Genomic DNA, 21147 nt, shown 5'->3' with positions numbered 1-21147 from the left:
CATCCATTCGATATGGCCTTGTTGCGCTTTATGCTTATCTCGGATACAATTTGAGTACAAACTGTTTTTAAATTGCCGCGCAGGTTCAAGCCAAACTGAAGAAAGTCATTGAAAATGTCTGAAGCAATTTTAAGATAAAGGTTAAAAAAGGAATCGCATAAATGGATCTGAAGAAATATTTCGAGACTGCAAACGGAACAGGAGTGCTTTCTACATCTGACTCAGACGGTAAGGTAAATGCAGCCATATACGGCCGTCCGCATATCTTTGATGACGGCACTCTCGCATTCTTAATGCGTCAGAAGCTTACGCATCACAATCTTCAATCCAATCCATCTGCCATGTTCCTGTTTCATGAAAGCTCTCCGGGATACAGCGGGGTAAGGATTTATCTGAAGAAGATAAAGGAAGAGACAGAGTCACCGCTTATTGCAAAGATGACGAGAGGAAGCCTCACGCCTGAAGAGGACAAGGCTAAAGGCCCGAAGTATCTCGTGCATTTTAAGGTCGAGAAGATACTGCCTCTTATCGGCAGCGGAACAACAAGTTAAGAAGAACCCACTTCATCATTCTGAAAAGCTCAAACCCCTCATCAAAGACTAAAATAGCACCTCGAATAACCCTGCTGATATATAATAAGAAAAGAGTCGTGCTGATTTTAATACTATAGAAAAGGAGCGTGCGATGTCAGATTCGAAGAGCATATCACCTGCTGAGCTTAAGAAGCGTCTTGATGAGAGAAAGGTCGAGTTTCTTTTTGACCTCAGGAACGAAGACGAATTCAAGGCATGGCGCATAGAGGGCAGGGAGGATTTCCCAGTCCTGAATATACCTCAGATCGATTTTGTCGTTGAAGAAGGCCGCTACCTGAACCGTTTCCCGAAAGATAAAGAGATAATCGCTGTCTGTGCGCACGGGGACTCGTCCCGCTATGAGGCGGAGCTTCTTACCGGGAAAGGCTTTAATGCCGTGAACCTTGAGGGCGGAATGGATGCATGGAGCGAATACTACGAGATACACAAGGCCTCAGACTCGCCGGACATTTATCAGATATACAGGACTGCGAGAGGCTGTATGTGCCATGTAATAGTTTCCAATAATGAGGCCGTTGTCATAGACCCGAGCAGGCATATTGAAAAGATAATAGCCTTAACTGATTCACTTGGCGCAAAGATCACGCATGTCATTGACACCCATCTTCACGCAGACCATATATCAGGAGTAAGGGATCTGGCCCTAAAGGCCGGGGCGAAATTTTTCATGAACCCCATAGACGCCGAGGGCGCAACATTTAAATTTGAACCGCTTACAGACGGCATGGAGATAAGATCAGGTGACAACAATTTCCTTGCGATACACACACCGGGCCACACTCCTGGGATAACAAGCCTGCTCTTAAACGGAAAGCACCTTTTCACAGGCGATACGATCATGAAGACCGATATGGGCCGGCCTGACCTCGGAGGCAAGGCTGAAGAATGGGCTGGCATGCTTTATAACACTCTCTTTAATAAGCTTAAAAAACTTGGCGACGATATAATTATCCTGCCGTCTCATGCAGACTCTATAAAAGAGCAGAACGAAAGCGACATCGTCTCTCTCACATTGGGCGAGGCAAGGCGCAACAGCAAGCTCTTCACCCTTAAGGACGATAGGGAGTTCATAATGTACATATTAGAGAGCCTGCCTGAAAATCCTGACAGTTATCAGGAGATAAGAAAGGCGAACCTCGGCATAATATCGCCTGACGAAGCGAAGAAGAAAGAGCTTGAGATAGGCAAGAACCTCTGTGTAATGAAGAGTTCGGGAGAGAATTAGCATTGTCTTGCAAGAAACTATTGTAAGGGGGAGAAAGCCAAGGCTTGCTGTATTACCTACAAATGCAAAAGAGCAGGAACGCATAAACATGCAAGAGCACATGTGTCCCTAATATGCATTTCAGGCATTATGTCGGGCTGCCGCCTCGACCCTATTTCTGCCATTCTGCTTTGCGCGGTATAACGCCTCGTCCGCCCTTTGTATGAGCGTTTCCTTTCCGGCAATGCCGTCATATGTGGATATGCCCAGACTTACAGTAACCCCTGTTTTCTCCTGAACTGTTTTTCTCAGGCGTTCTGCCACATCAAACGCCTTTGCTGAATCCATTTCAGAGAGCAGGACAAGGAATTCCTCGCCTCCGTATCTTACGGCAAAGTCAACTCCCCGTATCTCATCAGATATTACAGCTGAGATATCTCTGAGCAGCTTGTCGCCTGCCGGATGGCCGAAGGAGTCGTTATATTTCTTGAAATGGTCTATATCTATCATCAGTGCGGAAAAGGGAATATCATGCCTTTTTGCCGCCGCAATAATCCGCTCAAAGATTATGTCCATCAGACGCCTGTTTGCGAGCCCTGTAAGCGGGTCATGGAGGGAAAGTACTTTTGTCTCTTCATAAAGTCTTGCGTTGTCGAGCGCCATCCCTATATGGTTACTGATGTAACGGAGGAGGTTTATTGTGTCTTCGGCTATATCAATATCAGCGGGAAGATAAAGATATAAAACACCCAGCACCTTTTCTTTGTCCTTCAGCGGAAGGATTATATGCCCGTGGGGGGTCATGCCCGTATATCTGATAGTGTGGCAGCAGTCGGTATTGCTGTTTTTTGAAATAATAACCTCACCGGTCAATACAGCCTGACCGCAAAGACATTCCCCCACCTTCATATCACGATGCAGGTTCAGGAACTCCTCTGAGTGTCCGAGATGAGAAATGAGCCTCATGGCTCCGTCTTCTACAAGGAATATGCCCCCTTTGCGCTCTACGTTCAGGTCTTTAAGTCCTGTTACCGTATTCAGCACAATATCAAAGAGCTCTTTTATGTCTATGGTGTGGCTGAGCACGGAGGAGACCTGGTAAAGTATCGATAATTCATGGTTTATGTCTTCCAGAGATTTCAAGACATGTTGCAGTTCCGTCTCCGTCCGTTTGCGCTCCTCTATCTCCCTGTTAAGCTCATCGCGGGACGCCATAACTTTTGACAAGTTGTCCGTCATACTGTCAAATGCCCTTGAGAGCTGGCCTAATTCATCTTTTACATCCGTGCCGACCTTATAATCCAGTTTGCCTGAGCCGATGATCTCAGTCCCTTTATGAAGTCTTGTGATCGGCCCTGTAACGCTTCTGGTGAGCAAAACAGCAATTGCGGACATACCTGCAAAAATAATTGCAAGAGAAATAAAAATCAGCAAATTGACCCTGTCGTGGTATCTCTCTTCTCCTTCCCGAATCATGCTTGCCAATTGAAAGGCATCGAAAATCATCTCCTGAGATTTAAACAGGATACTGCTCTCTAACCTCTCTTCTAATCCCAAAGACAGGACGCTCTCTTTTTTGCTGAAATCAGGACTTTCCCGAACGTCAATTAGCATGGAAAAGTCCGCGCTGACATGCTCATAATTTTTCCTGATTTTCTCTAATACGGCCTGCTCTTCAGGATATTCGAATTCCTCTTTTTTCAGCAGCGTTGCAATGGAGTTCAATTTAAGGCGCGCCTGCATTTTGGGACGTTCTTCGTGATGAAGTGCATATTCAAAAACAAGGGCATTAAATACCGACATCTCGTTGGCCAATTCATCGGCCTTTGCTGCCTCCACTGATTCCTTTTCAGCCCGCTGAGTCGCAAGAAAAAGTAGACCGCTGATTACGGCAACCGCACAGACAAAGGATATTATTATGATCTCAATCTTTGTTTTGATCTTCATGTTTATTTAATATATTATTGTCACCGCTTCCGGCTTCATTTTCTTCAGCCCATCCTGATAGATAAAATCCAGATAATTCGGCACCTTTGTTGCCTGAGTAAGCCTGTTTTTTATCCTCCATCTTGCGCCTTCTTCCATTGACAGGAGAAGAGACTGGGGAAGCTGAACAGCGAAGTCGTTTTTTTGCCAGAGAGACTGTACAAAAGGCATCTCAAAATTAAAGCGCTTTGCAATAAATAACCGGGCTTCATCAGGGTGTTGCTTTGTGAATTCTTCAGCCTGAATCATGGCCATCAGAAAACGTTCTATGGCAGAGTGATGATCTTTAATCCATCCCTCCTTGCTCAGGAGCAGATAGTAAAACTCCTGCCCGCTCTGGGCAGGCCAGCTCAATGCGTTTGTTCCGAGGCGTTTTTTGATATCTGTGACAAAAGGCTCCCACACGCTCGCAGCGTCAATCGTACCATTGGAGAGCGCTTCCACAATCCGGGCAGGATCCATATGAACAACTTTAACATCTTCATAGGAAACCCTGTTGAGCGCAAGATACTGGGCCAGAAAAAATTCCGCCTTTGTCTTTGGAGATACCCCGATTGTTTTGCCCTTCAGATCCTGAGGTTTTTCGATGCCGCTGTCTTTCCTCACAATGATCTCGTCTGTAAGCGAGATCGAGATAGTTGACAGCGCCCTTAGGTCAGGATGGTCGAAGCTGTAGCTAGTAAGTACAAAATCTGCGGCAGTGGCAATATCCGCCTTGCCTGCTACAAGCGCATCGGCGGCCTTAAGACCAAAGTCGTATTCATTGATCGTAACATCAAGCCCGTTGTCTTTTAAAAAACCTTTTTCCTGCGCTATGAACGGCAGGAAACCATAGCTCCCAGCGTAGGCAGCCAATGTGATCTTTTCAATCGGGCCGCTGTATTTTGAAGGCTTTTCATCTTTCTTAAACCAGAAAATTCCTCCAAGGACAATTATGCCGGTAAGAATCAAACTAATTATAACTATCGCATATTTTTTCATATCATCCCGCCTCCCCTATCTTTTCCCTCGATATATAAAAGCCTATACTTAATTATAGCCTTTTCCAGACCCTCTTCATCTACGGATTGGGCAGCTCTGCCTCGATCTTGTAGATGGAAGGCAAACTCATAAACTTAAGCAAAGAAGAAAGAGCTTGAGATAGGCAAAAACCTCTGCGTCATGAAGAAGACGGAATAGGTTTGGAATAGAAAGGGGCGGGTTTCCCCGCCCCTCCTTTGAATTTAAAAGCTTATAGCGCTTCTACATCATGGCATTCGCCGCAGGCATTGGTATACGGAACAGGCATCGCCTTTCCCGGATCTATACCTTTAACCCCGGCATTGTCCTTCCTCGGCACATCGAAGATATGTGACGTAATGTCGTTGACCCAGTAATTCTTTCCGTCCTTCCTCACAAGGCCCTTTCCAAGTCCCGCGCCCGTCACCATCGTCTTTGTGTTATGGCAGTCGATACAGTAAATTTCGCTGTGCTCCTCTTTCACCTTGGCTTTGGTGTGCGCCTTGATGTCGGATTTATCTTTATGACAGCCGGTACATAGAGAGTTATTTTCATCCCTCACCTCTGCCTTCAACTGGTGTTTCACCTCTGTTACCCCATGGGGATCGTGACAGTCGGCGCAGATCATAATGTGATTTCCGTTCCTGTATTTTCTGGACTTGATAAAGTCCGTCCCCTGCTGGTGGTGGGACTTGGAGTGAATGGCGTCAGGCCAAAAATCTTTTTGCGAAGCGTCCTCCCTGCTCGTGAAATTAACGAGGAACTCATTTCTGCTCGTGCCCGGGACCATCATCTTATTGTCCTTGCTTACAGGCTGGTCGTTCTTCAGATTACCCTGAGGCCTGCTGTGACACTGCTCGCAAATTATAGAAGCCCGTTCAGGCCCAAGCTTGCGCGGGCTTACAATGGTTGATGCCTTTTTGGCCTTCGGGGCCTTCACGTGCTCTGAGCCGGGCCCATGGCAAACCTCGCAGCCTATATTCAGCTCGTTCGGCGTCCCGTCGCCGTCAATGTCAGCTTCGCCGTTTGGATCGTTCACAGCGCCGGCAACATAGTCACCAGCGACAGTGGGAGTAAGGCTGTACCCTGTGAAGTGGCATGACGCGCACTCCACTTCAAAAGATTTCTTCTTCGGAGGGTCGGTCAGCTTCATCGTTTCCGCGTTGAAAAGCCAGTCAGCGTGATAATCCCTGAAGGGTTTTCTCGTCCTGTCGGCAAAGCCCTCATCGCCCATTAAATTGTACTGAACAAAGGGGAAGAGGTAATCACCAGACCTGTAGAGGTATCTCTGTTTATAGAGGCCGCCGCCATAGGTCATCTCAACATTATATGTCCTTGCAGTGTCTGAAGCATCCTTCATGTTCTCGGTCCTGAATTTAAGCATGCCGTCGCTGTCTTTAAAGAAAGTTGCCGTAAAGTTTACTGAAGCTGCATCCTCAGGCATCTTTTCAGAGATCATATATTTGTCAAAGCCCCTCTCCTTATCGAAACCGTAGAAGTAGAACTTTGTTCCGGCGATGAGCCTGTTAAGTCCGTCATTGAAGTTCGGGAACCTGGAGTAGTCCTGCAGCTTGCCCGGCTTTCCTATAACACTTATGCCGAGTTTGTGAAGGGTCTTTTTCTCGGCTTTAAATGCAGTATGGCAGGTTATACACTTCGAGGAGCCGACATAAACTGCATTTTCCGGAACGCTGCCGGACAAAAGAATATTTACATCTTTGCCTGCAAAATCTGCAGTCGCAATTGCCTCGTGCGACTTGTCTCCGCCCGGCAGGTATGTCTTATCGGAAGGCATGACAAAGATAAAGTACTTGCCGTCAGGAATGCCGGTTATTGTGAAACGGCCCTTTTTGTCTGTAGAACCATTCATATAATTGTCGATATTTGCAGCGAGGTTATCTTCAAGAGGTTCATCGTTGGGAGAGTTCTGCTTCACTTCGAGTACGGTCTTTCCCATCGCCTCGACATCAGCCGAAGGGATAAGGTATACAACTGCATTCCCGATCTTTTGCCCTGAAACATCCTGTACTGTCCCCTTCAGAGTCTTGCCGGCCTTCTTTTCCTCAGCTTGTAATCCGAACGTGGTAATAAGAGACAAACACAATACCGCCGCGAAAAACCTTAGTTTCATAATTTTTCTCCTTTTATGTTATAGAGACTTGATGTAAGCGACAATATCCTTCATTTGTTCTGAAGATAAATCCAGCGCCTTGCCCTTATTAGCAGCCTCAATACAGGAATTCACAACATCCTCAAGGCTCTTCTGGTTTTTGCCCATGACCTTAAACTCAGTTTTAGTGCCGGCATTTCCAAGACCTCTGCCGTCAGGATGGCAGGAGTTGCAAGACTTGCCGCTTACAGCGCCAGCAAACTTCGGGTCATTGAATAGCGCCTTGCCTTTATTTACGTCTCCTTTACTTACATCTCCTGCTGCATGGGCAAAAGAAAGAACAAGTCCATAAACTGCAATAAACAGCAAAACCACTTTCAGTGTCTTCATTTTTTTGTGACCTCCATTATTTAATAAGATGCGATATTCCTATATAACAAAAGCTTACCAGATAATTGAAATAAGTCAATGGAAATACAAGAAGTGCCCGGAGTAACTTTGCAATGGAAGAGATTCAAGAATGACTGCTGCAGTCTTTAGATATTATTTTATTCTTACTTAAACTTCCATATATGTTCGAAATTGCAGATGAGGACTAACGTGCTGCCGGAAGCGCCCTTAACAACCTCACCCTTATCATTGATGGCAAGCAGCAGGTCATCCAGCTTTAATAATGACCCGTCATAGTTAACGTTCCAGAGATCATCTTTGACCTGTTCCAGAAGAACCCTGCATTGCGCTTCATTTATAATGCCCTTTAAAGAAGCCTTTCTCAGGTCTATTGGCTCAAATAACTTGCCTGTCTGATCTGCGACCCAATCGTCAGGCCCGTTATAATAACCGCGGATTGTGATGTAATTACGGTCTTCCTGCAAAACAGGATTGCCTTCAGGGTCGAAAATATCTTTATGCGATTCATAGCGCCTTGTGTCTGATGATGACTCTATCTTTGAACTGCCTGTCATATAGATAGCCCTTACATAGACACATGGAATGCCGAGCTGATTCAATTCATGAGCAATGGCAAACTCTTCAAACGGGCTGTTTATGCCGAACTCGCGTATCTTTGGGTTATAGCCTTCTTCATCTTCTTTCGGCATCTCGCCGACCCTTGAGGTCTCCCAGACGAGATGTATATTATCCTTTGTAAGAGTATAGAAGACCTCCTGCGTATCGGATAATCTTATCGACGGCGTCTTCCTCCACCTTTCCGGCAGGAAATAGTCGAATAACCGCGCGTTCTTTCCGACAACCCAGAGATGCCCGCCGGTACTCTCCGCATGCCCGTAAATATAAGGAACTCCCATAACCTCCATCTTCGACAGATGCACGGGCAGAGGTGTCGGGGTAAAACGGTCTCTCTGATCATCAAGATAGGAATGCCTTCTGAATTGTTTTACTTCAGCTTCGTGTTCAGGAGTAGGCAAAAGAAGTTCATAGTCAACCACTGAATAGTTTTTAATGCTGACGAGATCATAAAGCCGCTCTATCTGATCCTTTGCATTCCCCATAGCCTTGATCAGTTCAGTATCATTTACGCTGATTATGATATGCTCGGGCTTCATGTCAGCTACCAGATATCCCTTTTTATTAAGGTCGGCAGTGACCGCAGCATCAAGCGCTTTAATATGATGCACAAGCTCATCATGACTGACATCTATATGCTCAAAAATCTCAGGGATATTGTAGCCCTCTATCCATCCGTAAATGAGTTTGTACTGTTTTAATATGTCGAGGTCAATGCCGGGATGTTTTGCCCTTATCCGGTTTATCTTTGCCTTGGACCTCCCGCTCTGCCATATCTGCATCTTTTCCGGCGGCACATAGATCGCCAGCGGATGCTGGGTCTTTATCTTCAGGTCTTTGGGGCCGTATCGTCCTTCGCGCATCTCCATGACAAGAGAGAACTCCTCCCACGGGCTGTTAAATTCGGCGTCGCAGAATTCCTGCAGGGTATGGGTGTTAAAAGGCACATCCTCGCCTACACGGCAATTCTTGACAACAAGGTCAATGCTCTTGCCGTTCACTTTTTTTGTTGGGAGCTTGAATACAGAACCTGTGCCTTTGAGCCGTATTTTGTATTTATTGAACCAACCCTTCTCATACCAGTTGCGTATGCTCAGGTGCTCCTCGTGTTCTCTCGCAAATCTGGTTAAATAGATATCGCCGTTGTCACTTGATTTATAGTGGACATACACGACTCCAAGCACATTGACAAGCGTCTTTTTATGTATCTTATCCGGCATAACTGTGTCCTTAACTTTAAAAAGTTATATTGTAAGAAATATTAACATAGTAAATAAATTAAATTGTTATAATTATAAAATGAAAAACATATCAGAACATTCTGACTATCAGCTCCTTGATTCAGGCAGTGGCAACAAGCTTGAGCGCGTTGGCCCGCACCTGCTGGTCCGTCCCTCTCCGCAATCCGTGTGGCTACCTTCACTGCCTGAAAATAAATGGAAAGATGCGGATGCCGTATATATCAGAAGTTCCTCAGGAGGTGGCAGCTGGAAGTTCAACCGCCGTATCCCTGAAAAGTGGGAGATTGAATATGAAGGCTACAGATTCATTATAAAGCCCACAGGCTTCGGGCATCTGGGAATCTTCCCTGAGCAGAGAGAGAGCTGGAAATGGATCTCTGAAATGGTAACCGGAGCAGAAAGAGAAATTAATGTATTGAACCTTTTTGCCTACACAGGCGGAAGCACGCTGGCTGCAGCGGCTGCAGGAGCTAATGTCTGTCATTTAGACTCGGCAAAAGGCATTGTGGATTGGGCAAGAGAGAATGCAGTGCTTTCAGGTTTAGGCGGCAATCCTATACGCTGGATAGTTGATGATGTGACAAAGTTCATTCATAAAGAGATACGCAGGGGCAAGAGATATGACGCGATCATTCTCGACCCTCCCTCATTTGGACGCGGGAACAAAGGAGAGGTATGGAAGATAGAGGATGACCTGCCGAAACTTCTCAGAGACTGCAAAGAGATATTAAGCGACAATCCGTTATTTGTCCTGCTGAGCTGCCACTCACCGGGTTTTACTCCGATAGTATTGCAGAACCTTGTTGCAGATATGGTAAAGAAGAAATCCGGAAATATATCATGCGCGGAGATGACTATCACAGAGGCGAGTTCAGGAAGGCCCCTGCCCTGTGGATGCTATGCAAGGTGGTCATCAAAGTAATGGAGATCATAACGAGCCTGAAGAACCCGAAGGTCATGGATGCTCTAAAGCTGAATGAAAGAAAGCACCGTGAAGAGACAGGACTGTTTCTTATCGAAGGCGCAAGGGAGTTACATTTAGCCCTAAAAGGCGGCACCGAGCTATACAGACTATTTTATTGTGAAGAGAACTTCAGAGATGATGAAGCAGACATAGTTGAGGCTGCTTTAAATAAAGGCGCTGAGCTTATCCCTGTTACAGCAAAGGTATTTCAAAAGATGGTTTACAGAGAGGGTTCCTCCGGAGTGCTTGCTGTTGCCCGTCAAGATAAAAAGAAATTCAATGATATCCCGTTAAGTAGTCCGCCTCTTCTGGTTGTCATTGAAAGCACGGAAAAGCCCGGCAACCTCGGCGCGATACTGCGCTCTGCTGATGCCGCCGGAGCTGACGGCGTTATCGTTTGTGGAAAGAGCATTGATATCTATAACCCGAATGTTGTCAGGGCAAGCATGGGCGCTCTCTTTACCGTTTCAGTAGTGGAAGCAACGACTGAAGAAACGATTCAATGGCTCAAGGACAATAAGATAAGCATGATAGCAGCCACACCTGATGCAGAAACGGTCTACTTTGACGCAGACCTGAGCAAAGCCTGCGCCATCGTGATGGGAAGCGAGCATGAAGGACTGCAAAACACATTGCTGAACGCGGCGGATATAAAGGTCATGATCCCGATGAAAGGCGAAACAGATTCACTCAATCTTTCAGCCGCGACAGCTGTTATTCTTTATGAGGCAATCAGGCAGCGTAGGGTGAAGTAAGCAACCTTAAGATTAAGATTTTTATTTACAATCCCTATAGAAATACAATATATTAACGTCATCTAATCAGCGGCTCAACAGGAGGATATAATGAGAAGAAACCTGATGTTTATTGTGATTTTGCTATTTCCCTTTATGCTGGTTAGTTGTGCAACCTATAAGCCAGTCTCACTCTCAAACTTACAACCCGACTTTGCTCCATACTCTGAAACTATTAATGGGGTAACTCTTTCTATGAAGAAGTTATCTGCTGGTGATAGCAAAACGTATTTTGACAGAGATGTTATAGCAGAAGGTTACCAACCTCTTCACATCACCATATCAAATAATTCTAATAAGTATATCTTGTTCTCCAACCAAGGGATTAGCTTGCCAATAGTTCCTGCTCAAGAAGTTGCAGAAAAAGTTCATACATCAACTGTCGGCAGAGCAACAGCTTATGGTGTAGGAGCACTCCTTTTCTGGCCTTTGCTTATTCCTGCAGTTGTTGATGGTGTAGGCTCTGCTAATGCAAATGAGAAACTTGATAGAGACTTTAATGCAAAGTCAGCTGACCAGATGGTTGTTCAACCATATGCTACTCACAATGGGATAATTTTCGTACCGACCTCAGATTATAATGGAACTTTTACGGTCAGATTGATAGATAAAGAAACAAAAGAGAAGCTTGAGTATAGAGTCAACGGCTTGTAGAAAAACTTTTATATAGGCATAGATAGAGAACTTGTTGGGCAACAATAAAATGATGGAGAATTAATTATGCTTTTCTCCACTGCAGAGTATAAATCCATGAGGGAAGAATACTGCTACTATGATCGAGATTGCAGGTTCGAAATTGTGGCTACAACTTTTCTTGATAGCTCATTCATTGGGACATATGAAGGCATCTTCCCAAAGACAGTTCCTCCACGTTACACCCATGGCATTAATCTCAGACGGTTTGAGATAATCATTCAAAAGATATTTGCTGACGCAGACCATGCTGAATCCAATAACACCCTTACTCCAAGCCATGGTGCAAATTTAAAGGGAATAGCATGTGCGGTAGTCCACTGGAAAATGGCTTCGCAGGGAGGTCGCGCAAACTTGATGGCAAAGAACGTAAAAGATAAATGGAAAGACAAGACGGTCAAGACGATAATAAATGCATATCGAAAAAGGGACTTGCAATTATTTGAAATCGAAGGGGTTCGTATCCCAACTGCGACGGCTTTCTTACGGTTTCTGTTTCCTGATGAATACGGAATCATGGATAGCAGAGTGGCAAAGATTACTCAGCAGAGGAACATAACACAGTTAGACCTTAGAGACGATGGATATATTAAAGACATTAAAAAGAATAAAGAACAATATAATAATAAATACAATCCATTTCTTGTGGCAGAAGCTTCAAAATTAAACGATTATGGTATCTTATTCCAAGACATAGATGAACACGGCAATACAATTAACTCAAAGTTCAGACCATGCGACATAGAAATGGCATTATTTTAAAAAGGAGAAACGTCATTAGAAAAACCAAGATCAGGATGAAAAAGAAAGAGAAGATCAAGGCAATGGCCGGCAAGATGGAATTCTCAAAGACGGCTTCTGAACTCAGGCATAAGGATAAGAGACTCGGATAAATTATTGCACCAGTTGCAGTTAGAATGTTTTGTTTCCAATCAATGTCAAACTTGTTATAATTACAATATATTGGTAGAAGGATAGCAGAGTTCAGGTAAAATATGTTTATAAGGAGGCAGGCATGAACGCATTTAAGTATCATTCGGTTGTAACGGAAAACGGCACAATAGAATTGCCGAAACTTCCATTTCCACAAGGCTCAAGGGTTGAGGTAATCATTCTACCTGACGAGGAATCTTTTGAGTTGATGCAGGCAGCAGAAAGCAGCCTGAAATTTTGGGACAATCCTATAGATGATGCTATCTGGAACAATGCATAATCAAAGAGACATCATTCTTGTTTCAATCCCTTTTACTGATTTAACATCTCAAAAAAAGCGTCCTGCCATAATAATTTCGAGTGACACATACAATGAAACGAATGAAGATATTGTGGTAGTTGCCCTTACTTCAAATATCGAACCTCGCAATTATGCAATACCATTAAACACCGGTGATTTAGAAGAAGGCGTTTTGAAAGTTACAAGTATGATCAGGGCCGATAAGATTTACACCCTGAACAAGTCAATTATCATTAAAACATTCGGCAGAGTAAAACCGGATATTCTTTTAAAGATAAAGGATTCAATCTTCAAACTCATTGAGCATTAGGTCCAGACCTGTCTTAATACGCAATACGTAAGATCACCCCAGCCGATTCTTAAATTCCTCAAGCTGTTTCTTCAGCCTCTCAGGCAGGCGGTTGCCGAATTTAGCGAAGTGGCTTTCGATATCAGGGATTTCAGATCTCCATGCATCTGTATCAACACTCATTATCTCTTTGACCATATCAGGAGATATATTAAGGCCGTTGGTGTCAAGATCGCCTTCATTCGGCAAGAGGCCTATTGAGGCCTTCTGCGCTCCGACAGTACCATCAACACGGTCGCACATCCACTTGAGCACGCGGCTGTTGTCGCTGAAGCCGGGCCACAGGAATTTGCCTTCATCGCTCTTTCTGAACCAGTTTACATAAAAGACCCTCGGCGCTTTATCACCGAGCTTATCACCCATATCGAGCCAGTGTTTGAAATAGTCGCCCATGTTGTATCCGCAGAACGGCGTCATTGCAAAAGGGTCACGCCTGAGATTTCCAAGTGCGCCGATATTGGCTGCGGTTGTTTCAGATGCTGCTGTTGAACCGAGGAATACGCCGTGATCCCAGTTGAATGCCTCGTATACCAAGGGCACAACGGTGCTGCGGCGGCCGCCGAATATGAAGATATCAATAGGAACGCCCTCAGGCTTTTCCCAATCCTTGCATATCACAGGGCACTGGGACGCAGGGGCGGTAAAGCGCGCATTGGCGTGCGCAGCATCTGTCGGGCTGTCAGGTGTCCAGTCTTTTCCCTTCCAGTCGATAGCATGCGCAGGCTCGTCGCCGTCCATACCTTCCCACCATACATCGCCGTCATCGGTGAGCGCGCAGTTGGTGAAGATCACATTCTCTTTTATCGAGTCCATAGCCATGGGGTTTGTGCTGTATGATGTTCCGGGTGCCACTCCGAAGAAACCGTTCTCAGGATTTATTGCATGAAGACGTCCATCCGGCCCGACCTTCATCCATGCGATATCATCGCCGATACATTCACATTTCCATCCCGGAACAGAAGGCTGCATCATCGCGAGGTTGGTCTTTCCGCAGGCAGAAGGAAAAGCTGCTGCTATATGGTACTGCTTCCCGTTCGGGTTCGTCAGGCGGAGTATGAGCATATGCTCTGCCATCCAGCCTTCACGCCTTGCCATTGCAGATGCGATGCGGAGCGCGAGGCACTTCTTTCCAAGCAATGCGTTTCCGCCGTAGCCTGAGCCGTAAGACCAGATAAGGTTCTCTTCAGGAAAATGGCTGATGTACTTCTTCTCTATCGGAGCGCATGGCCACTTGCTGTCCTCCTGCCCCGGAGCAAGCGGGGCGCCTATCGAATGAAGGCAAGGTATGAAATCACCGTCTGTGCCGAGGAGGTCAAGCACTCTGGAACTTACACGGGTCATGATATGCATATTGATGACAACATAAGGACTGTCTGAGATCTCAATCCCGATGTGTGATATCGGCGAACCTATCGGCCCCATGGAAAAAGGTATGACATACATGGTGCGTCCCTTCATGCATCCTTTGTATAGGCCAAGCATGATCTTTTTCAATTCAGCAGGAGGCATCCAATTGTTCGTGGGCCCTGCCTCTTCTTTCAACGTTGTGCTTATGTATGTATTATCCTCGACACGCGCCACATCGCTCGGGTCAGACCTGAAGAGGAAACTGTTCGGACGCTTCTTAAGCGGTATGGCGATGCCGCTCTCAAGAAGTTTTTTGATCATGAGATCATATTCTTCTTTAGAGCCGTTGCATATATAAATATCGTCGGGCTTACATAACTCTACGACTTCCTTTATCCAATTGTTGAGCTTTTTGTTGTTAACTGTGATGTTCATGATTTCTCCCCCCATAACCTCTTCTTCTCATTATTTATAAGCTTTAAATTATACAAGTTGTCACAAAGAAAATTCCAGAAAATGGAAATATATTTCGCAATAATTAGAGAAAGGCTGTTTCTCGACTTTAGGAAGCCGGAATGTTATTATTCTAAACTCTTTTTAGAAAGGTTATATATCTTGGATCCGTCAATACTCAAACAAATAACTGTATCAGCCCTGCCCATCCTTTTTGCCATCACTTTTCATGAGGCATCTCACGGCTATGTGGCAAACAAGCTCGGAGACCCGACTGCAAAGTTCACAGGCAGGCTGACTTTAAACCCTCTCGCACACATAGACCCAGTAGGGACAGTGCTGATGCCTATAATGCTGCTGGTGCTGACACACGGACAGTTCATGTTCGGATACGCAAAACCCGTACCAATAAACCCGAGTAATTTTAAAGACCCCAAGCGTGATATGGCTCTCTCAGCCGCTGCCGGGCCTTTATCAAACATTCTCCTTGCAGTCTTGAGCATGATAATCATCAAGTTTATAGTATTTCCTCTGTACGCCCTGCTTGGCGGGGCAGGCACAGCATTCTTCAAACCTCTGAGCATGATGCTTCAGGCGAGTGTAATATTCAATGTCGTCCTTGCTGTATTCAATATGATACCTGTGCCGCCGCTTGACGGAGGCAGGGTTCTTGTAGGGCTTCTGCCGCATAAGCAGGCGATGGCATACAGCAGGATCGAGCCTTTTGGGTTCTTAATACTCATTCTTCTTATATCAACAGGGATGACAAGGTTCTTTGTTGAGCCTATTGTGAACCTGTTTTTATCTATACTTCTTTAGAAAGGTGAACTTATGTCCGTAAAAAAACGTGTACTGAGCGGGATGCAGCCGAGTGGTAAACTGCATATAGGAAATCTTGTCGGAGCGCTTCAGAACTGGGTAAGGCTTCAGCATGAATACGACTGTTTTTATTTTGTCGCAGACTGGCATGCACTTACGAGCCAGTACGCAAACCCGTCGGCCATCAGAGAAAATGTAAATGATGTCCTTATAAACATGCTTGCCGCAGGGCTTGACCCTGAAAAGTCAACCATATTCCTGCAGTCAAGGCTTCCGGAACATGCAGAACTGCATCTCATCCTTTCCATGATAACGCCTCTGGGCTGGCTTGAGCGCGTGCCGTCGTATAAAGAGAAACAGTTTGAGATAAAAGATAAGGATCTGAATACCTACGGCTTCCTCGGATATCCGCTGCTTCAGACCGCTGACATACTTATGTATAAGGCTGATTATGTTCCCGTAGGCATAGACCAGATGCCTCACCTTGAGATGACGAGGGAGATATGCAGGAGGTTCAACACCTTTTACGGTGATGTATTCCCTGAACCAGAAGGCCTGCTGACAAAGTTTCCCAAAGTGCCGGGTGTTGACGGCAGGAAGATGAGCAAGTCATACGACAACTGCGTCTATATGTCCGACACTCCCGAAGACGTTGATAAAAAGATAAGGACTATGATGACAGACCCGCAGCGGCAAAGGCGCACAGACGCAGGCGACCCTGAACTTTCACCTGTATTTCAGCTCCACAAGATATTCTCAACCAAAGAGGAACAGGACGAGGTTGCCGAAGGATGCAGGACAGCTGGTATCGGCTGTTTAGACTGCAAAAAGGTTCTGATCAAAAACCTCTTTAAGGTGCTTGAACCGATATGGGAGAAGAGAAAAGAACTGCTCGCAAAGCCCGAATATATTAAAGAGGTTATTTCAGCAGGAACGGAAAAGGCAAAGAAAATTTCTGACCAGACGATGAATGATGTGCGCAAGGCGATAAAGTTTGATCAGTAAGGAACTATATTCCCCTCTCAACCCTTCTTAACTGCACCGGCGCTTTTCTTCTTATGCGACCGGATGTAGAAGAAGATGATAACAGCGCTGACTATGACTACAGCAGCAAGAGCCTGATGGGAATATTTCATGATAAGATCCTGATTTGCGCCTAAGAAATAGCCGATGAAGGTAAGGATCGTCACCCATATACCGGCGCCCAGTAAAGTGTAAAGGGTGAACTTGAAATGGTTCATGCCTGCAAGGCCCGCCGGAAGCGATATCAGGTGCCGCACTACCGGCAGCAATCTTCCTATGAATGTTGATATCTCGCCGTGTTCCTGAAAATACTTTTCAACTTTGGCAAATTTTTCTTCAGTTATCCAGACATACTTGCCGTACTTCAGCAATAGGGGCCTGCCGAGATAGTGCGAGGCAAAATAGTTCGCGTAAGCTCCCACTAAACTCCCTGCCGTGCCCCAGAAAATAGCTATCCATATATTCATCTCACCCTGTTGGGCAAGGTATCCGGCAGGCGGCATCACAAGCTCGCTCGGCACGGGAATTATAGAGCTTTCCATAGCCATGAGCATAAATATGCCCGGATATCCCATGACGCCGATAGTATCAACCAGCCACATAATCATTTCATGCATGATATTAACCCCTCAGTTCAAGTGAAACAGATAAAGATATTGATAACTGCTAAATGCTCATTATACTATCATACGCACCTTGTTAATTTCTTATTGAGCAAAATACCTGTCTTGATAATTACACCTGTTTATGTCACTCTAAATGCAGAAGATTATCGGGACATTCATCCCTTAACTTCAATATAAATCCAAGGAGATTTCCACAGATCATGAAGAGGACACAATTAGCAACCATGCTTGCATTATTTTTAACGTTTTTTGTATGTGCTGCCGTTTATGCAGAGGAAGCGGTACAGAAGTCATCTGAGGTCACAGACGGCAATACAGTAAAGGTTCTTTACACACTGACAGTTGATGACAAGGTCATTGACAAATCAATAAATAATGAACCTTTTGAATTCAAGGTCGGAGACAACCAGGTCGTTCCGGGATTTGAAGATGCGGTCAAAGGCATGAAGCTCGGAGAAAAAAAATCCTTCAAGCTAAGCCCGGCTGACGGTTATGGAGAGATAGATCCGGAAGCATTACAGGAGATCCCGCTGACAGAGCTGCCTGCTGCTATAGTTCCAACGCCAGGAATGACCCTTCAAGCCATGAGCCCTGAAGGCCAGACTGTGATAGTAACCGTTAAGGAAGTTAAGAAAGATACAGTAGTAATGGACTTTAACCATCCGCTTGCCGGCAAAACACTTAATTTTGATGTAGAAGTCGTAGGGATACTGTAAAAATAGCTGCCTGTAACGCTATATCATTATTATCATTTTACACTTGACTATTTTTTTATAATTATGTAAATTCTTTTAAGAAGATTAAGGAAGTAATCGTTATTTTTAAGCCTCGAAAAGCAACGACTTTACGGTTTACGATGACATGCCTACCTTAAGCTTCAAAAATTTATAAGGAGGTATGCTACATGCCAAAAGGAACTGTAAAATGGTTTAACGAGTCCAAAGGCTTCGGTTTCATCACCCAGGAAAACGGAACAGATGTCTTTGCTCACTACTCAGAGATCGCAGGCGAAGGCTTCAAAAGCTTGTCAGAAGGCGACAATGTAACTTTTGAAGTAGAAAAAGGCGACAAAGGCCCCAAAGCAACAAACATCAAAAAAATATAAGGCTGTAAAACTTTCAAATTCAAAAGCAGGCTGCAATAAGATGCAGCCTGCTTTTTTTACGTTTATACTTCGTTATGCTATACTTCAAAACCGTATAATTTCAAACTGCAGCAACCTAAGAAAGGAAATAAAAAAAGATGAGCAACGAGCCGAACAAAGTAATTTACTCCATGATCGGGGTAAGCAAGTTTCATGAGAAAAAAGCTGTTTTAAAGGATATCTATCTCTCCTACTTCTATGGCGCAAAGATAGGCGTCATCGGACTTAACGGGTCAGGGAAAAGCTCTCTGCTCCGCATTCTTGCCGGTGTAGACAAGGAGTTCAACGGCGAGACTGTGCTCTCACCGGGGCACACCATCGGCTTTCTCGAACAGGAGCCGCATATTGATGAAAGCAAGACGGTTCGGCAGATAGTTGAGGAAGGAGTGCAGGAGACTGTAGATGCGCTTAATGAGTACAACCTCATAAATGAAAAGTTCGCTGAGCCGATGTCTGACGATGATATGAACAAACTTATCGAGCGTCAGGGAAAGGTGCAGGAGAAGCTCGACGCGCTTGATGCCTGGGACCTCGACTCACGACTGGAGATGGCGATGGACGCCCTGCGCTGTCCTTCCGGAGATACGCCTGTAAAGGTCCTCTCCGGCGGGGAAAAGCGCCGCGTGGCGCTGTGCAGACTTCTGCTTAAAAAGCCAGACATACTTCTCCTTGACGAGCCGACAAACCATCTTGACGCAGAGACTGTTGCATGGCTTGAACACCATCTGCAGAGCTATGCCGGCACCATCATAGCAGTTACCCATGACCGTTATTTTCTTGACAACGTAGCAGGCTGGATACTGGAACTCGACAGAGGACAGGGAATCCCGTGGAAGGGCAATTACTCCTCATGGCTGGAACAGAAAGGGAACCGCCTTCAGCAGGAAGAGAAGACTGAGAGCGACCGTCAGAAAACTCTTCAGCGCGAGCTTGAGTGGATACGTATGTCTCCCAAAGGCCGCCACGCAAAGGCAAAGGCGCGTATCACCTCATATGAACAGCTGCTTGCTCAGGATAGTGAAAAAAATTCTAAAGACCTTGAGATATATATTCCGCCCGGCCCGCGTCTCGGCGATGTGGTCATCGAAGCTAATAATGTGAGCAAGGCATACGGCGATAATATTCTCATGGAAGGCATGACCTTCTCCCTGCCGCCCGGCGGTATCGTGGGAATAATCGGGCCAAACGGCGCAGGTAAGACCACTCTCTTCCGCATGATAACAGGACAGGAAAAACCTGATTCAGGAACGTTCAAAACAGGAGAGACGGTGAAGCTGGCGTATGTGGATCAGAGCCGCGATGACCTTGACCCGAAAAAGAGCATCTGGGAGATAATCTCAGACGGCCATGATGTAGTCCAGCTCGGCAAGAGGCAGGTAAATTCACGCGCCTATGTGGCACGCTTCAACTTTTCAGGGAGCGACCAGCAGAAGAAGGTATCAATGCTCTCAGGAGGAGAAAGGAACCGCGTCCACCTCGCCCGCATGCTCAAAGATGAATGCAACGTACTACTGCTTGACGAGCCTACAAACGACCTTGATGTAAACACCATGCGCGCGCTTGAAGAGGCGCTTGAGAATTTTGCCGGTTGCGCCGTTGTTATCAGTCATGACAGGTGGTTCCTCGACCGTATCGCTACGCATATGCTTGCGTTTGAAGGCGACAGCAATGTGGTCTGGTTCGAGGGCAACTACTCAGAATATGAAGCTGACAGAAAGAAACGCCTCGGCGCAGCAGCAGACCAGCCGCACCGGCTTAAATACAGGCATTTGACAAGGTAATAAGACAGTAACCGAGACAGAAGCCTGTGGAATAACACAGGCTTCTGTCTAAAGAAAATCCGTTAACACATTCTCACCGTATAAACGAACAGCAATAATCCGTGACCGCCCTGACTTTAAGCGAGAACTTCGCATTAGCCGGAACCTCAAAAGACTCTCCTCCGCTGATCTTCTTCCAGCCGCTCTCACCTGGCAATAACACATCGAGGTCGCCGGAATATATCTCCATTATCTCTTTGTCCGCAGTATTGAACTCATACTCGCCGGGCAGCATGACGCCAAGTGTCTTTTTTGAGCCGTCGCTGAAAAGCACGGTCCTGCTCGTTACCTTTCCGTCAAAATAAATATTCGCATTTTTAACAACTGTTACATCTGCAAACTCAGACATGACGATACCTCGCATAATATATAAGATTTGATGCGGTAAATGTACCAGAGACGACGCAGGTTATGCAAGTAAAAGAAGGGGCATTAAGCGAAAGTGATGAGACCTGATAAACTACAGCATGGATGACTGGAAGCAGAACGTATATTTTGTCCTTGTCTTTTTATTTTCACATTACTATAATTGTCATATTGCAGAAAATACGACAGGTCGTATATTAATTGTTAGCTATCTGGGAGAGAGGTGGACCCCGGAATTCGGACAGTCGTATAAGGTGTAAAATATACGATTAACGAAGGAGGAAACCTGAAGATGAGCAAGACAAAAAGGACGAGGTATTCAGCAGAGTTTAAGGCAAAGATAGCCCTTGCAGCGT

Annotated in this window: 21 protein-coding genes; 13 read left to right on the top strand and 8 right to left on the bottom strand. The window is 45.5% G+C overall.

Annotation, left to right across the window (positions count from 1 at the left end; translation table 11 throughout):
* Positions 1-161: 161 nt before the first annotated feature.
* Positions 162-551, top strand: coding sequence for a pyridoxamine 5'-phosphate oxidase family protein (locus Q7U10_00105; GenBank protein MDO8281023.1), 390 nt, complete (start codon positions 162-164; stop codon positions 549-551).
* Between the two features lie 133 nt (positions 552-684).
* The gene (locus Q7U10_00100) at positions 685-1818 is read left to right on the top strand and encodes an MBL fold metallo-hydrolase (GenBank protein MDO8281022.1); all 1134 of its coding nucleotides are present in this window, start codon (positions 685-687) and stop codon (positions 1816-1818) included.
* 120 nt (positions 1819-1938) lie between these two features.
* Here the strand turns inward: Q7U10_00100 and Q7U10_00095 are convergent, their stop codons facing one another.
* From Q7U10_00095 to Q7U10_00075, 5 genes are all read right to left on the bottom strand, one after another.
* Positions 1939-3744, bottom strand: coding sequence for a diguanylate cyclase (locus tag Q7U10_00095; GenBank protein ID MDO8281021.1), 1806 nt, complete (start codon positions 3742-3744; stop codon positions 1939-1941).
* A 6-nt stretch (positions 3745-3750) separates the two neighbouring features.
* Complete coding sequence (locus tag Q7U10_00090) at positions 3751-4764, bottom strand: NrtA/SsuA/CpmA family ABC transporter substrate-binding protein (protein ID MDO8281020.1); 1014 nt, start codon at positions 4762-4764, stop codon at positions 3751-3753.
* 250 nt (positions 4765-5014) lie between these two features.
* Positions 5015-6913: a cytochrome c3 family protein gene (locus tag Q7U10_00085; protein MDO8281019.1), complete on the bottom strand. Its 1899-nt coding sequence runs from the start codon at positions 6911-6913 to the stop codon at positions 5015-5017.
* Positions 6914-6931: 18 nt separating this feature from the next.
* Positions 6932-7282 (bottom strand): hypothetical protein, encoded by a 351-nt coding sequence (locus tag Q7U10_00080; protein ID MDO8281018.1) that lies wholly within the window; start codon positions 7280-7282, stop codon positions 6932-6934.
* Between the two features lie 164 nt (positions 7283-7446).
* The gene (locus Q7U10_00075) at positions 7447-9138 is read right to left on the bottom strand and encodes a hypothetical protein (protein MDO8281017.1); all 1692 of its coding nucleotides are present in this window, start codon (positions 9136-9138) and stop codon (positions 7447-7449) included.
* Between the two features lie 79 nt (positions 9139-9217).
* On the opposite strand from Q7U10_00075, the gene Q7U10_00070 reads away from it, so the two are divergent.
* The 6 genes from Q7U10_00070 to Q7U10_00045 all read left to right on the top strand — a co-directional run bounded on the left by Q7U10_00070 (position 9218) and on the right by Q7U10_00045 (position 13154).
* A complete protein-coding gene (locus Q7U10_00070; GenBank protein MDO8281016.1) occupies positions 9218-10081 on the top strand; it encodes a class I SAM-dependent methyltransferase in 864 nt (287 codons plus the stop codon).
* Positions 10066-10878: an RNA methyltransferase gene (locus Q7U10_00065; protein ID MDO8281015.1), complete on the top strand. Its 813-nt coding sequence runs from the start codon at positions 10066-10068 to the stop codon at positions 10876-10878. Before Q7U10_00070 ends, Q7U10_00065 begins: the two co-directional genes overlap by 16 nt.
* Before the next feature lie 90 nt (positions 10879-10968).
* Positions 10969-11571: a hypothetical protein gene (locus Q7U10_00060; protein MDO8281014.1), complete on the top strand. Its 603-nt coding sequence runs from the start codon at positions 10969-10971 to the stop codon at positions 11569-11571.
* A gap of 66 nt (positions 11572-11637) precedes the next feature.
* Positions 11638-12372, top strand: a complete 735-nt coding sequence (locus Q7U10_00055) for a hypothetical protein (GenBank protein ID MDO8281013.1) — start codon at positions 11638-11640, stop codon at positions 12370-12372.
* A 253-nt stretch (positions 12373-12625) separates the two neighbouring features.
* A complete protein-coding gene (locus Q7U10_00050; GenBank protein MDO8281012.1) occupies positions 12626-12823 on the top strand; it encodes a hypothetical protein in 198 nt (65 codons plus the stop codon).
* Positions 12816-13154, top strand: coding sequence for a type II toxin-antitoxin system PemK/MazF family toxin (locus tag Q7U10_00045; GenBank protein ID MDO8281011.1), 339 nt, complete (start codon positions 12816-12818; stop codon positions 13152-13154). Before Q7U10_00050 ends, Q7U10_00045 begins: the two co-directional genes overlap by 8 nt.
* A gap of 33 nt (positions 13155-13187) precedes the next feature.
* On the opposite strand, the gene Q7U10_00040 is transcribed toward Q7U10_00045, so the two are convergent.
* Positions 13188-14975, bottom strand: a complete 1788-nt coding sequence (locus tag Q7U10_00040) for a phosphoenolpyruvate carboxykinase (GTP) (GenBank protein ID MDO8281010.1) — start codon at positions 14973-14975, stop codon at positions 13188-13190.
* Between the two features lie 180 nt (positions 14976-15155).
* Between Q7U10_00040 and Q7U10_00035 the strand changes: the two genes are divergently transcribed.
* Complete coding sequence (locus Q7U10_00035; protein ID MDO8281009.1) at positions 15156-15812, top strand: site-2 protease family protein; 657 nt, start codon at positions 15156-15158, stop codon at positions 15810-15812.
* A 12-nt stretch (positions 15813-15824) separates the two neighbouring features.
* Complete coding sequence (trpS, locus tag Q7U10_00030; protein ID MDO8281008.1) at positions 15825-16817, top strand: tryptophan--tRNA ligase; 993 nt, start codon at positions 15825-15827, stop codon at positions 16815-16817.
* A gap of 17 nt (positions 16818-16834) precedes the next feature.
* Here the strand turns inward: trpS and Q7U10_00025 are convergent, their stop codons facing one another.
* Positions 16835-17452: a DedA family protein gene (locus Q7U10_00025; protein ID MDO8281007.1), complete on the bottom strand. Its 618-nt coding sequence runs from the start codon at positions 17450-17452 to the stop codon at positions 16835-16837.
* 209 nt (positions 17453-17661) lie between these two features.
* On the opposite strand from Q7U10_00025, the gene Q7U10_00020 reads away from it, so the two are divergent.
* From Q7U10_00020 to ettA, 3 genes are all read left to right on the top strand, one after another.
* The gene (locus tag Q7U10_00020) at positions 17662-18177 is read left to right on the top strand and encodes a peptidylprolyl isomerase (protein MDO8281006.1); all 516 of its coding nucleotides are present in this window, start codon (positions 17662-17664) and stop codon (positions 18175-18177) included.
* A 188-nt stretch (positions 18178-18365) separates the two neighbouring features.
* Positions 18366-18566 (top strand): cold-shock protein, encoded by a 201-nt coding sequence (locus tag Q7U10_00015; protein MDO8281005.1) that lies wholly within the window; start codon positions 18366-18368, stop codon positions 18564-18566.
* Between the two features lie 137 nt (positions 18567-18703).
* Positions 18704-20386: an energy-dependent translational throttle protein EttA gene (gene ettA, locus Q7U10_00010; GenBank protein MDO8281004.1), complete on the top strand. Its 1683-nt coding sequence runs from the start codon at positions 18704-18706 to the stop codon at positions 20384-20386.
* 73 nt (positions 20387-20459) lie between these two features.
* Here the strand turns inward: ettA and Q7U10_00005 are convergent, their stop codons facing one another.
* The gene (locus Q7U10_00005; protein ID MDO8281003.1) at positions 20460-20774 is read right to left on the bottom strand and encodes a pyrimidine/purine nucleoside phosphorylase; all 315 of its coding nucleotides are present in this window, start codon (positions 20772-20774) and stop codon (positions 20460-20462) included.
* Between the last annotated feature and the right edge of the window lie 373 nt (positions 20775-21147).

It is taken from the genome of Thermodesulfovibrionia bacterium (assembly GCA_030646035.1).
Taxonomy (GTDB): Bacteria; Nitrospirota; Thermodesulfovibrionia; order UBA6902; family UBA6902; genus JACQZG01.
The sequence above is the reverse complement of the archived record's forward strand: the minus strand, read 5'-3'. Positions and strand labels throughout refer to the sequence as shown.

Coding starts and splice junctions, on each gene's coding strand:
- Q7U10_00105 (MDO8281023.1), top strand. CDS start 162: ATGGATCTGAAGAAATATTTCGAGACTGCAAACGGAACAGGAGTGCTT.
- Q7U10_00100 (MDO8281022.1), top strand. CDS start 685: ATGTCAGATTCGAAGAGCATATCACCTGCTGAGCTTAAGAAGCGTCTT.
- Q7U10_00095 (MDO8281021.1), bottom strand. CDS start 3,744: ATGAAGATCAAAACAAAGATTGAGATCATAATAATATCCTTTGTCTGT.
- Q7U10_00090 (MDO8281020.1), bottom strand. CDS start 4,764: ATGAAAAAATATGCGATAGTTATAATTAGTTTGATTCTTACCGGCATA.
- Q7U10_00085 (MDO8281019.1), bottom strand. CDS start 6,913: ATGAAACTAAGGTTTTTCGCGGCGGTATTGTGTTTGTCTCTTATTACC.
- Q7U10_00080 (MDO8281018.1), bottom strand. CDS start 7,282: ATGAAGACACTGAAAGTGGTTTTGCTGTTTATTGCAGTTTATGGACTT.
- Q7U10_00075 (MDO8281017.1), bottom strand. CDS start 9,138: ATGCCGGATAAGATACATAAAAAGACGCTTGTCAATGTGCTTGGAGTC.
- Q7U10_00070 (MDO8281016.1), top strand. CDS start 9,218: ATGAAAAACATATCAGAACATTCTGACTATCAGCTCCTTGATTCAGGC.
- Q7U10_00060 (MDO8281014.1), top strand. CDS start 10,969: ATGAGAAGAAACCTGATGTTTATTGTGATTTTGCTATTTCCCTTTATG.
- Q7U10_00055 (MDO8281013.1), top strand. CDS start 11,638: ATGCTTTTCTCCACTGCAGAGTATAAATCCATGAGGGAAGAATACTGC.
- Q7U10_00050 (MDO8281012.1), top strand. CDS start 12,626: ATGAACGCATTTAAGTATCATTCGGTTGTAACGGAAAACGGCACAATA.
- Q7U10_00045 (MDO8281011.1), top strand. CDS start 12,816: ATGCATAATCAAAGAGACATCATTCTTGTTTCAATCCCTTTTACTGAT.
- Q7U10_00040 (MDO8281010.1), bottom strand. CDS start 14,975: ATGAACATCACAGTTAACAACAAAAAGCTCAACAATTGGATAAAGGAA.
- trpS (MDO8281008.1), top strand. CDS start 15,825: ATGTCCGTAAAAAAACGTGTACTGAGCGGGATGCAGCCGAGTGGTAAA.
- Q7U10_00025 (MDO8281007.1), bottom strand. CDS start 17,452: ATGCATGAAATGATTATGTGGCTGGTTGATACTATCGGCGTCATGGGA.
- Q7U10_00020 (MDO8281006.1), top strand. CDS start 17,662: ATGAAGAGGACACAATTAGCAACCATGCTTGCATTATTTTTAACGTTT.
- Q7U10_00015 (MDO8281005.1), top strand. CDS start 18,366: ATGCCAAAAGGAACTGTAAAATGGTTTAACGAGTCCAAAGGCTTCGGT.
- ettA (MDO8281004.1), top strand. CDS start 18,704: ATGAGCAACGAGCCGAACAAAGTAATTTACTCCATGATCGGGGTAAGC.
- Q7U10_00005 (MDO8281003.1), bottom strand. CDS start 20,774: ATGTCTGAGTTTGCAGATGTAACAGTTGTTAAAAATGCGAATATTTAT.